Source organism: Eikenella sp. HMSC071B05, from assembly GCF_001811325.1.
Classification (GTDB): domain Bacteria; phylum Pseudomonadota; class Gammaproteobacteria; order Burkholderiales; family Neisseriaceae; genus Eikenella; species Eikenella corrodens.
In genome coordinates, this window is sequence record NZ_KV804515.1 from 37,792 (window position 1) to 49,554 (window position 11,763).

The 11,763-nt window shown below is 56.8% G+C and carries 7 protein-coding genes and 1 pseudogene; 4 read left to right on the plus strand and 4 right to left on the minus strand.

Translation table 11 applies throughout. The features are described 5' to 3' along the window. Positions 1 to 514 precede the first annotated feature (514 nt). Positions 515 to 1,963, minus strand: a complete 1,449-nt coding sequence (gene zwf, locus HMPREF2796_RS00215) for a glucose-6-phosphate dehydrogenase (RefSeq protein ID WP_070630167.1) — start codon at positions 1,961 to 1,963, stop codon at positions 515 to 517. A gap of 118 nt (positions 1,964 to 2,081) precedes the next feature. On the opposite strand from zwf, the gene pmbA reads away from it, so the two are divergent. The 3 genes from pmbA (at position 2,082) to HMPREF2796_RS00230 (ending at position 5,974) form a co-directional block, all read left to right on the plus strand. After that, positions 2,082 to 3,410, plus strand: coding sequence for a metalloprotease PmbA (pmbA, locus tag HMPREF2796_RS00220; RefSeq protein ID WP_070630168.1), 1,329 nt, complete (start codon positions 2,082 to 2,084; stop codon positions 3,408 to 3,410). A 142-nt stretch (positions 3,411 to 3,552) separates the two neighbouring features. Then, entirely contained in the window at positions 3,553 to 4,788 is a 1,236-nt protein-coding gene (locus HMPREF2796_RS00225; protein WP_070630169.1) for a PDDEXK-like family protein, read from the plus strand. Between the two features lie 295 nt (positions 4,789 to 5,083). Beyond that, a complete protein-coding gene (locus tag HMPREF2796_RS00230; RefSeq protein WP_070630170.1) occupies positions 5,084 to 5,974 on the plus strand; it encodes a DMT family transporter in 891 nt (296 codons plus the stop codon). A gap of 142 nt (positions 5,975 to 6,116) precedes the next feature. Here HMPREF2796_RS00230 and adhP read toward each other — a convergent pair whose 3' ends face one another. Beyond that, positions 6,117 to 7,154 carry an alcohol dehydrogenase AdhP gene (gene adhP, locus HMPREF2796_RS00235; RefSeq protein ID WP_083308596.1) on the minus strand — a complete coding sequence of 346 codons (1,038 nt, stop codon included), beginning with the start codon at positions 7,152 to 7,154 and terminating at the stop codon, positions 6,117 to 6,119. A 373-nt stretch (positions 7,155 to 7,527) separates the two neighbouring features. Between adhP and thrB the strand changes: the two are divergent. Continuing rightward, positions 7,528 to 8,445, plus strand: a pseudogene (gene thrB / locus HMPREF2796_RS00240) (homoserine kinase); the annotation flags it as partial. A 908-nt stretch (positions 8,446 to 9,353) separates the two neighbouring features. Here thrB and HMPREF2796_RS00250 read toward each other — a convergent pair. Together HMPREF2796_RS00250 and rlmD are read right to left on the minus strand one after the other, a co-directional pair. Beyond that, positions 9,354 to 10,148 carry a thymidylate synthase gene (locus HMPREF2796_RS00250; protein WP_070630184.1) on the minus strand — a complete coding sequence of 265 codons (795 nt, stop codon included), beginning with the start codon at positions 10,146 to 10,148 and terminating at the stop codon, positions 9,354 to 9,356. 277 nt (positions 10,149 to 10,425) lie between these two features. Continuing rightward, a complete protein-coding gene (gene rlmD, locus HMPREF2796_RS00255; protein WP_070630172.1) occupies positions 10,426 to 11,718 on the minus strand; it encodes a 23S rRNA (uracil(1939)-C(5))-methyltransferase RlmD in 1,293 nt (430 codons plus the stop codon). Positions 11,719 to 11,763: the final 45 nt, after the last annotated feature.

Genomic DNA, 11,763 nt, shown 5'->3' on the forward strand with positions numbered 1-11,763 from the left:
GCCATAAACAGGCCGGTGCCGATGCTGCCGCCAATGGCAATCATCGAGAGATGACGGGTTTTCAGATTGCGGCGGATTTTGTTTTTGTTGGCCTGCGTGGCAGCAGGAGTGGCCGCGGTTGAAGGGTTTGGATTCGGTGTACCCATGCTCTATTTCTCCCAACCAGGCTGCCTAGCGGCAACCAAACCGAAACGGAAACCTTAGCAAAACTGCAGAATTTGCGAAGATCTCAACCTTAATTTTCGGGGCATTATAGGAGCAATCACCACGCACTAAAACTGCTTAAACCCGAAGTTAAATCAAATAAACGTCAGATGCTGCCATTTTTAATAGAAACATTACTCGAAACAAGGGCTTCTGATTCGCCTGAGAGCGGCATGATACCTAGCTTTGCGCGAGATTTTGAGCTACCGAACCCAGTTATCGCAACGTGTCATAAACACCACATCCGCATACTTGAGGCTACCTGAAAACCGTCTATTTGCGATATTGAGTTTTCAGGTAGCCTTTGGCCCTAGCGATTGCGCCAATCCACGCCGCAGGCGGCGGCCATTTCGATGGCGGCTTCGGGAGCATGGCTGCCGGCGGGATAGGGCTGGGGCTCGGGCTGGCGTGTCGCCCAGTCGTCGAGCACGGGCTGGAGCCAGCGCCAGGCGGCTTCGAGTTCGTCGCTGCGCATGAAGAGGGCGAGTTTGCCGTCTATCGCGTCGAGCAGCAGGCGCTCATAAGCGTCGGCACGGCGTTCGGGGAAGATTTTGAGCAAGTCCAAATCCAGCGCGGCTTCGTGCACGCACAGGCTGGTGCCGGGGGCTTTCATTTGCAGAAACAGCTTCACGGATTCCTGCGGCTGCAGGCGCACGCTGATGCGGTTGGGCGAGCCGCCGCAGCCGAATACGGGATGGGCCTCCTGCCAGAAGTGGAGCACAATTTCGGCCAGCCGCCCGGCCATGCGTTTGCCGCTGCGCAGTAGGAACGGCACGCCTCGCCAGCGCGGGTTGTCGATTTCGGCGCGCAGGGCGATGAAGGTTTCGGTACGGCTTTGCGGGGAGACATTGGCTTCTTCGCGGTAGCCGCATACGTTTTCGCCCCGGATTTGGCCGGCGGTGTATTGGCCGCGCACCACGTCGGCGCGCACGCTGTAGGCGTTGAAGGGCTTGAGTGCGCGCAAAACGTTGAGCTTGGCGTTGCGCACATCGCTATCGCCGAGGGAAAGCGGCGGCTCCATGGCGGTGAAACACAAAAGCTGCAACAGGTGGTTTTGCAGCATATCTCGTAGGGCGCCGGTTTGGTCGTAGAACTCGCCGCGTTTTTCCACGCCGAGCTCTTCGGCAATGGTGATTTCCACGGCGCGGATTTGGGCGGCACACCACAGCGGCTCGAACAGGCGGTTGGCAAAGCGCAGGGCGAGCAGGTTTTGCACGGGCTCTTTGCCTAGATAATGGTCGATACGGTAGATCTGCTCTTCGCGGAAGAAGGCGGCCACGGCGGTGTTGATGCTTTGCGCGGAGGCAAGGTCGTGGCCGAGCGGTTTTTCCAGCACGATGCGGGTTGCGGGGCGGTTCAGCCCGGCGGCGGCCAGATGTCGGCAGATGGGCATGAAATAGTGCGGCGCGGTAGAAAGGTAAACCACCAGGGCGCGGCTGTTTTGCCCGGCTTCGGCGCCGAGCAGCGCGGCGAGGTGGTGGAATTGTTCGGCGTTTTCGGCGTCTACGGGCAGGTAGTTGATGCGTTGGCAGAAGGTATGCCACGTTTCGGCTTCAAGGTTGGGAATATGCGGCCGGGCAGATTCCTCTACTTTTTTCAGGTAGCCTTCGCGCCCTAAATCGCGGCGGCCGAGGCCGATGATGCGGCCGCCCGGGTGAAGCGTGCCGGCGGCGTGGGCTTGATAGAGGGCTGGCAGCAGCTTGCGCATCACGAGGTCGCCGGTGCCACCGAAGAAGACTATATCGAAAGGGGTAGGCATGGTTGGATAGGCCGTTAAGAAAAAACAGGCGCATTATAGCCCCGCCGTCAGGCTACCTGAAAATTTAGCATCGGCTCAGGTACAATACGGCGTTTTCATTTGATACGGGCACACCACCATGTTTAACCACAGCGAGCAAACCCTGCGCGATGTTTGCGCCCAAGCCCTCGAGTTGGCCAAAGCCGGCGGCGCCACCGCGGCCGAAGCCGACGTGAGCGAATCCATCGGCCAATCCGTGCAGGTGCGGCTGCAGGAAATCGAACACATCGAATACCAGCAAGACAAATCGCTCGACCTCACCGTGTATGTAGGCCGGCGCAAAGGCCGCGCCAGCACCGCCGATTTCTCCCCCGCCGCCATTGCCGACACCGTGCGCGCCGCGCTCGACATCGCCCGCTACACCGCCGAAGACCCCTGCGCCGGCCTGGCCGAAGCCGACCTGATGGCCACCGAATTTCCCGATTTGCAAAGCTACCACGAATGGCCGCTGAGCACCGCCGAAGCCGCCGAGCTCGCCCGCCGCAGCGAAGCCGCCGCCCGCGCCGCCGATTCCCGCATCACCAATTCCGAAGGCACCCACATCCAAACCGGCCACTACCAATACGTATACGGCAACAGCCACGGCTTTATGCAACACCAATGCAGCAGCCGCCACAGCCTGTCTTGCAGCGTGGTAGCCGGCAGCGGCAGCGGCATGCAGCGCGATTATTGGTACGACCTCGCCCGCAGCAGCGCCGATTTGGACTCGCCCGAACACATCGGCCAAACCGCCGCCCGCCGCGCCGTGCAGCGCCTCGGCGCCCAAAGCCTGCCCACCGGCAGCTACCCCGTGCTATTCGATGCCACCGTTTCAGGTAGCCTTATCGGCCACCTCGCCGGCGCACTCAGCGGCGGCGCACTCTACCGCCAAACCAGCTTCCTGCAAGACAGCATCGGCCACCAAATCCTCCCCGCCGCACTCAGCCTGCGCGAAGAGCCACACCTGCCCAAAGCCTTGGCCAGCACCGCCTTCGATGCCGAAGGCGTCGCCACCCGCCCCCGCTTCGTGATTGAAAACGGCATCATCCAAGGCTACTTCCTCAGCAGCTACAGCGCCCGCAAACTCGGCCTGCCCACCACCGCCAACGCCGGCGGCGCCCACAACCTCATCCTCAGCCACACCCACCAAAGCCAAGCCGAGCTCCTGCGCGAAATGGGCAGCGGCCTGCTGGTTACCGAACTCATGGGGCAAGGCGTCAACACCCTCACCGGCGACTACTCGCGCGGCGCCGCCGGCTTTTGGGTGGAAAACGGTCAAATCGCCTATCCCGTGCAGGAAATCACCATCGCCAGCCGCCTGCAAGACATGCTGCCCAATATCGCCGGCGCCGCCAACGACGCCCTCAAACGCAGCGCCCACAAAACCGGCTCCCTGCTGCTCGAACAGATGACCGTGGCCGGGCATTGAGCGGGCGTGTGCCGAATGCGGTGAAGAGGCTACCTGAAAACGCGGGCTGCAACGAATTGAACCTGCCGCATTGCCGTTTTCAGGTAGCCTTTTACTTTATTTAAAACAATATCTTGCAACTACTGAAGTCCAAAGGAGAACCATGTCTCAAGAAAAAATCCTCCATTTGCTGCGCTGGTTTGCCAACGAGCTGGAGCAGCAACGTGTGCAAAGCCTGCGCGCCGAACTACAAGATGCCAACCGCTTTAATCCGCTGCGTTTTCTGAAAACAGATGAAACAGGCATATCTGATATTCTCGCTTTTCTATTGAACCCTGAGGAAACACACGGCCAGCGCGATTTATTTCTCAATAGCTTTCTCAAAGCCATCGGGCGTAGCGATTTCCTGGCCTACGATAAGGTGGAAGTTGTTTGTGAAAAAATGCTGCAGGACAGTATGCGCCGCCACGATATTTGGTTTTCAGGTAGCCTAAAAGGAAAAAGGAAATGGGTAGTTTCTATTGAAAACAAACTACGAGGAGCAGTCGACCAAAACGAGCAGATCACCGACTATTGGCGCGACCTGCAACGCTATGTTTCCACTGAAAACTGCCATATTGTTTATTTGCCTGTTTGGGGAGACAACCCAAGTCAAGAGTCTGTTAGCGAGAAAGAATGGCAAGACTTATTAAACAATCGCCAAGCCAGCGTACTGTCTGCCGGACAAATCATAGAATGGTTGGCAGACACGCCGATAGTTGCTCCTGCCTTGAAAGAATTTACCGCTTATTTCCAACGTTTTTTGAAAGAAGAGATTATGGGACAAATCGAACAATCTGATGAGTTGGTGAAACACATTGCCGAAAACGACCAGCTGCTTGTTAGTGCTTTGATGCTGATACAGCAAGAGGAGGCAATTTACAGCCATTTAATTGAAAAATTGACGGCACAGCTGCAGGAAAAATGTGTGGCAGCCTATCCCAAATTAGCTAATCGTGGCTGGAGGGTACAGAATTGGGGTTCCATTTATAATAAATATACAGGGATTGGTTTTACCCCGGAGTTAGATGTTATTGGTGTTGGGTTTGAAAGTGATGCTAAGGAATTTCAGAATATTTATTTCGGTATTTGGTGTAGCAAAGCTAAAATAAGCGACACAAGCTATCAATCCATAAGTAAATATTTCTCTGAAATTTCTAAAGCAGAAGATACAAAATATACTGAGACATGGTTATGCTGGAAATACTACCGTGAACTACACTTAAGAAATTGGACGCCTGAAACATGGCAAGATGTGAGTACAGGTAAACTTGCCGAAGTGATTTTCCAATCGTGGCAGCCGTTTTTAAACGGCATCAATAGCTATTTCGAACAAGGCTTGCCATTTGAGTTGAAATAAACAGTAGGTAGTGTATGCCGGTATAGTCATGAGAAGGCTACCTGAAAATTTCAGGTAGCCTTATTCCATGCAGTTTGGAAAAGAGGCTATCGTAGATTAGGCATCGATACCTAGCCCACATTTCAGGTAGCCTGAATGAAATAATGTATGCAAAAAAGCGACTGTGAGGCAGGGTTTGTTTGCTTTAGCGCAGGGTTTGTGCGGGAAGCCTGTTTCTGCCCTTGCTGGCGGTTATATGGGTGTAGTATACTGTTTACACTATAGTTTTTCGGCAGGATATGCCTGAGGGGGAGCTGTGTTTTACCAAATTATTGCGCTGCTTTTATGGAGCAGCGCTTTTATTGCGGCCAAATATACCTACACGATGATGGAGCCGGAGCTTATGTTGTTGTTTCGGCTGATGATTGCTTCTGTTCTGGCCTTGCCGCTGTGCTTGCGCTATTGGCGGCAGATTGATGCGCGGTATTGGCGGGGTTTGCTGTGGCTGTCGTTTTTGAATTATGTGATGGTGATGATACCGGAATTTGTGGGGGTGAAATACACGTCGGCAGCCAGCGCCACCACGATTATCGGCTTGAGCCCGATTTTAACGGTGTTTATCGGCCACTTCTTTTTCCACGACCGGGCGCATTGGTTTGTGTGGCTGTGCGGGGTGGCGGCTTTTGCCGGGGTGGCGCTGCTGATTGCGGGCGGCAAGAGCAGCGGGGAAATCAGCCTTTGGGGCTGCACGTTGGTGATGTTGGGCAATACGGTATTTTGTGCGGTATTGCGCCCTTCGCAGAAGATGATTGAAAAGGTGGGCGTGCAGGCGTTTACTTCGATCACGATGGCAGTGGCGCCGCTGCTGTGCCTGCCGGCCAGTTTGACACTGGCCGACAGCCTGCATATCGATTGGAATTGGCGCGGCACGCTGGGGCTGGTGTATTTGGGGGTGTGCTGCAGCTGGCTGGCCTACAATTTGTGGAATATCGGGATGAAAACCGTGTCGGCAAACTTTTCAGGCATTTTGTCGGCACTGGGGCCGATTTTCGGGGCGTGGCTGGCGGTGTTGATTTTGGGCGAGCAGATTTCGGCGTTGTCGTGGCTTGGGATTGTGTTGGTGGTGGCGGCTACTTTGGCGGCGGTGTTTGTGCCGAAATGGTTGAGGCGTAGGGAGGCAGCGCAAGGGGTCCGTTATGTGGAATAAATAGGCAAAGGGAAAGGCTACCTGAAAACGTGTGCGACAACGAAGTTTAAACGCAGCATGGCAAGCTCCAAGGTTTCAGGTAGCCTATCCGCAAAACAGGCCGCTCCGATTAGGAGCGGCCTGTTTGTTTACAACCTAAGGCTTAGTGATGGCAACCACAAGCTTTCATGTCGATAACCATACGGCCTTGGATTTTGCCGTCGCGCATTTCTTGGAAAATGGTGTTGGCTTCGTCCAGCTGGCGCAGCTGCACCACAGGCACCACGATGCCTTCGGCGCCGAATTGGAAGGCTTCTTCCAAGTCTTTGCGTGTGCCCACCAGCGAGCCGACCACTTCGATGCCGTCCAGCACCAGGCGCGGAATCGACAAATCCATGGTTTCGGGCGGCAGGCCAACAGCCACCACGCGGCCGCACGCACGCACGCAATCCACGGCGGAATTAAATGCAGCGCGGGAAACGGCAGTTACCACGGCAGAGTGTGCGCCGCCGGTTTTCTCTTGAATGAACTTGGCGGCGTCTTGTTTGGCCGGGTTCACAATCAAATCTGCACCGGATTCTTTGGCCAGAGCCAGTTTGTCGTCGTTGATGTCTACGGCGATCACGTGTGCTCCGAACACTTTCTTGGCGTATTGCACGGCCAGGTTGCCCAAACCGCCGGCGCCGTAGATGGCAATCCATTGGCCAGGCGCAGCACCGGCCACTTTGATGGCTTTATAGGTGGTTACGCCGGCGCAGGTGATGCTGCTGGCCTGGGCGGGATCGAGGCCTTCGGGCACTTTCACCGCATAATCGGCTTTCACCACGCAGTGGGTGGCCATGCCGCCGTCGGCAGTGTAGCCGGCGTTCAGCACGCTGCGGCAGAAGGTTTCGCGGCCGGTAATGCAGTATTCGCAGTGACCGCAGCTGGCAAACAGCCAGGCAATGCTCACGCGGTCGCCCACTTTCAGGGTGGTTACATCGGGCGCAATCTGCTTCACGATGCCGATGCCTTCGTGGCCGAGCACGCGGCCGGGTTTTTTACCGTAGTCGCCGGCAGCCACGTGCAAGTCGGTGTGGCACACGCCGCAGTATTCCACTTCCACCAGCGCTTCGCCCGCGCCCACGGCAGGGATGTCGCGCTCAACGATTTCTACATTACCGTCGCATTGGGAGGTAACAACTGCTGCTTTCATTTTCATGGCTATAATCCTTGTGCTGATTAGTTGATTAGGGGGACTACTCAGCTAGAAGTATGCACTTTTTCCAAGCCGGTAGTCAAGGTTTTGGCATGAAATAACTGGTTGATTTAAATAATGTTATATTATAACTCTCGCTTAGATTGGGTTGCTTAAACAGAGGCTGCCGGAAAGCAGCGCGGGCAGGGCGGATGGCGTAGTTTGGCAGCGCCGGGTTCGCTCGTTTTACGGCTGGCGGCGGGAAATTATTGCGATATTATTTTTGCCGAAGCATACGGTTTTTGACGGATGGCGAAGCTTGCGCTTTCAGGTAGCCTGCCTGCTGTTTCATTTGCTAGAATGCCCATTCCTCAACCACTTTGCCGCGATGCCCGCCATGTCTGTTTACACCAGCGTTTCCGATCAAGAAATCCGCCAGTTTTTAGAAGACTACGACTTAGGCAGCTTCGTGTCGCTGCAAGGCATTGCCCAAGGCGTAACCAACAGCAACTACTTCCTCGACACCGACCGCGGCCGCTATGTGCTCACCATCTTCGAGGTACTCACCCGCGAAGAGCTGCCATTTTTCATGGACCTGAGCCAGCACCTCAGCCGCAACGGCGTGGCCTGCCCCGCGCCCATTCCCCGCCGCGACGGGCGCTTCGAGAGCACGCTCGCTGGCAAACCCGCCTGCCTTGCTACTTTCCTTAATGGCCGCGACACCGCCGTGCCCGATGCCGCCCAATGCTTCCACACCGGCGCCATGCTCGCCAAAATGCACATTGCCGGGCAGAGCTTCGATCAAAGCATGCCCAACCCGCGCCATGCCGACTGGTGGGAGGCCGAAAGCCGCCGCCTGCTGCCCTGCCTGAGCAGCGAAGATGCCGCGCTGCTGCAAGACGAAATCGCCTTTCTCGCCGCCCACCCCGACAGCCACCTGCCCCACGGCATCATCCATGCCGACCTGTTCAAAGACAACGTGTTGCTCGACGGCATTCAGGTAGCCGGCTTCATCGATTTCTACTACGCCTGCAACGGCAGCTTCATGTACGACCTCGCCATCGCCGTAAACGACTGGGCGCGCCTGGCCGACAACCGCATCGACCCGCAGTTGCAGCAAGCCTTTATGCGCGGCTATCAAAGCGTGCGCCCCCTCACCCCCGCCGAACAGGCCTACCTGCCCACTGCCCACCGTGCCGGCTGTATCCGTTTCTGGGTGTCCCGCCTGCTCGACTACCATTTCCCGCAGGGCGGCGAAATGACCTTCGTGAAAGACCCCGACGTTTTCCGCGACCTGCTGCTCTATTTCCGCCAAAGCCCCGCCCCCGCCGCTGCCGACCAAGCCCCGTTCAACCTCGAAGGCAAAGCGTTCCAACCCGCCGAAGCAGGCCATGCAGGCGAAACGCCCGAACGCTGCCGCTTCCACCAAGACGGCGACACCGTGTGGGCGGAATACGAAGGCGGCGGCATCCGCAAAGGTTTCCTGCTCGGCCGCTACACCGAGCGCAGCAGCATCGCCTACACCCGCCAACACCTCACCCGCGCCGGAGCAGCCCACAGCAGCAGCGGCCGCCTGCGCATCGAAACCTTGCCCGATAGCCGCTTGTGCCTACATTTGTTCGGGGAGGACGGCGAAGCGGTGTGGGAGGAGTGTGCGCCGTAAGTCGGGAGGGATAGGGAAAGGCTACCTGAAAACGTAGCGCAGCGAAGTTTCTGCGTAGCTAAAATTTCAGGTAGCCTTTGGTTGAATAAGCGTGTAAGTTGTGCTGGGAAACCCAACATTCCATACTTTAATTTGTTGGGTTACGCCTGTGGCTGACACAGCCTACTCTTGCTCAATAATCAGCACAAGGTCGGAAAAATACAATGAGGGATAAATTAATTATATTTTTTATGTCCGTTATATCGCTATTTGCAAGTATATTTGTCATTTTTATAATTGATACTGTTGCAATTATTGCTACACACGCTTATCAAGGTAGGCTTGGTTCCGATACAACAGCATATATTCTAAGCTTCTTTGATAATCCTACCTTTTTAAATATACTAATCGCCATCCTCATCATATCTATTTTTCTTGCAATTATTTATCGGAATTAGCAAGAACTGATATGAGTTGCCCATTATCCCAAGCTGTATATGCATACCGTACAAACTCTATACTCCCCACAACATGAAAGGCTACCTGAAAGTTTCAGGTAGCCTTTTTGATTGCTGCTAATACTACACCGCCACTGGCGCTTTGATGTGCGGGTGCGGGTCGTAGTTTTGCAGTTCGAAGTCTTCAAAGCGGAAGTCGAACAGGTTTTGCACTTCGGGGTTGAGCTGCATTTGCGGCAGGGCTCGCGGCTCGCGGGTGAGCTGGAGGCGGGCTTGCTCGAAGTGGTTGCTGTAGAGGTGGGCATCGCCGAAGGTGTGGATGAATTCGCCGGGCGCGAGGCCGCACACTTGCGCCATCATCATGGTGAGCAGGGCGTAGCTGGCGATGTTGAAGGGCACGCCGAGGAAGACGTCGGCGCTGCGTTGGTAGAGCTGGCAGGATAGGCGGCCTTCGGCTACGTAAAATTGGAACATGGTGTGGCAGGGGGGCAGCGCCATTTCATCGACGAGGGCGGGGTTCCAGGCGGATACGATGAGGCGGCGGCTGTCGGGGTTGCGTTTGATTTGCTCGACAACATTGGCGATTTGGTCGATATGCCGGCCGTCGGGGGCGGGCCAGGAGCGCCATTGGTAGCCGTATACGGGGCCGAGGTCGCCGTTTTCGTCGGCCCATTCGTCCCAGATGGAGACGTTGTTTTCTTTCAGGTAGCGGATGTTGGTGTCGCCTTTGAGAAACCAAAGGAGCTCGTGGATGATGGAGCGCAGGTGGAGCTTTTTGGTGGTGAGCAGGGGAAAGCCTTGGGCGAGGTTGAAGCGCATTTGGTGGCCGAATACGGAACGGGTGCCGGTGCCGGTGCGGTCGGATTTGTCGGTGCCGTGGCTGAGGATGTGCTGCATGAGGTGGAGATAGGGTTGCATGGTGTGATTGGTTTGGGTGTCGAAATGGGGTGTATTGTACACGTTTGAGGGTGTGGGGAGGAAAGGGAAAGGCTACCTGAAAACGTAGCGCAGCGAAGTTTCTGCGAAGCTAAAACGTAGCGCAGCGAAGTTTCTGCGAAGCTAAAACGTAGCGCAGCGAAGTTTCTGCGTTGCTAAAGTTTCAGGTAGCCTTTTTATGGGAATGATCAGAATGCTGGTGCGTTGGCTCGCCGCCTTGCTTTATGCGCATTTTAGTCTGCTATAGCGGGTACGGAGGCTATTCCAAGTCGAAGCAGCCGACTGTTTCAACGTGGGCGGTTTGGGGGAACATGTTGACGATGCCGGCGTTTCGGAAGCGGTAGCCTTTGCTCACGAGTACGGCGGCATCGCGGGCGAAGGTGGCGGGGTTGCAGGAGACGTACACGATGCGGCGGGGGAGATAGGGGGCGTGCAGGGCTTGGACCAGGGCATAGGCGCCGCTGCGGGGCGGGTCAAGCAGGATTTTATCGAAATAGCCCCAGCCGGCAACGGTGTGTTCGGTGGTTTGGAAGAGGTCGGCGCTTTGGAACTGGGCGCGTTCGTCGAGGTGGTTGAGGCGGGCGTTTTGGCCGGCGCGCTCGGTGAGCGCGGGCGAGCCTTCGATGCCGATCACTTGTGCGCCGGCGGCGGCAATGGGGAGGCTGAAGTTGCCGAGGCCGCAGAAAAGGTCGGCGATGCGTTCGCCGGGTTGTGGTTGCAGCAGCTGTATGGCGCAGGCAACGAGCAGGGCGTTGGCGGCGGGGTTGACTTGGGTGAAGTCGCCGGGGCGGTAGGGGAGGGTGAGGGCGTATTCGGGCAGGCTGTAGCTGAGTTGGGGGCTGTCTGGCAGGAGGGGTTGGGCGGGCCGGTGTGGGGTTTGCAGCCAGATGTGCCAGTTGGCGGGCAGGCTTTGGACGTGTTGGATGAGGTGGGTGCGGGCGGCTTTGGGAAGGTGTTCGATGTGTAGGGTAAGGCTATTGGCGGTGGGGCTGTGGTGCAGTTCGATGGTGCGGATGGGGGTGTGTAGGCGGTTTAGTTGCTGCAGCAGGGCGCGGGTGTTGCCCAGTTGGCTGGCAAGCTGGGGGGCGAGGATGGGGCATTGTTGGATGTCGACAATGCGGTGGCTGCTGCGGCTTTGGAAGCCGAGGATGGTGCGGCCTTGACTGTGGTGGGCGCTGAGGCGGGCGCGGTGGCGGTAGCCCCAGGCTTGTCCGTAGATGGGGGGCAGGAGGTATTGGGGGCGGACTTTGCCGAGGCGTTGGAGTTGGTCTTCGAGGATGCGTTGTTTGTAGGCTACCTGAACGTTGCTGTGGACGTGTTGGAGGGTGCAGCCGCCACATTGGCTGTAGTGGGGGCAGGCGGGGGTGGTGCGGTAGGGGGAGGGGGTGAGGATGCGGGTGGCTTGGGCTTCGTCGTGGTGTTTTTTGCTGCGGGTGATTTGGTAGGCAACGGTTTCTTGGGGTAGGGCGCCGGTAATGAAGGTGGTTTTGCCGTGGATGCGGGCTACGCCGCGGCCTTCGTGGTCGATGCTGTGGATGGTGGCGGTGTTCATGGTGTGGGGTGCGGATATAGTGAATTAACAAAAACCAGTACAGCG

Excerpts from the sequence above, each read along its gene's own strand:
- zwf (WP_070630167.1), bottom strand. The coding sequence starts at position 1,963 with ATGCCTACCCCTTTCGATATAGTCTTCTTCGGTGGCACCGGCGACCTC.
- pmbA (WP_070630168.1), top strand. The coding sequence starts at position 2,082 with ATGTTTAACCACAGCGAGCAAACCCTGCGCGATGTTTGCGCCCAAGCC.
- HMPREF2796_RS00225 (WP_070630169.1), top strand. The coding sequence starts at position 3,553 with ATGTCTCAAGAAAAAATCCTCCATTTGCTGCGCTGGTTTGCCAACGAG.
- adhP (WP_083308596.1), bottom strand. The coding sequence starts at position 7,154 with ATGAAAATGAAAGCAGCAGTTGTTACCTCCCAATGCGACGGTAATGTA.
- HMPREF2796_RS00250 (WP_070630184.1), bottom strand. The coding sequence starts at position 10,148 with ATGCAACCCTATCTCCACCTCATGCAGCACATCCTCAGCCACGGCACC.
- rlmD (WP_070630172.1), bottom strand. The coding sequence starts at position 11,718 with ATGAACACCGCCACCATCCACAGCATCGACCACGAAGGCCGCGGCGTA.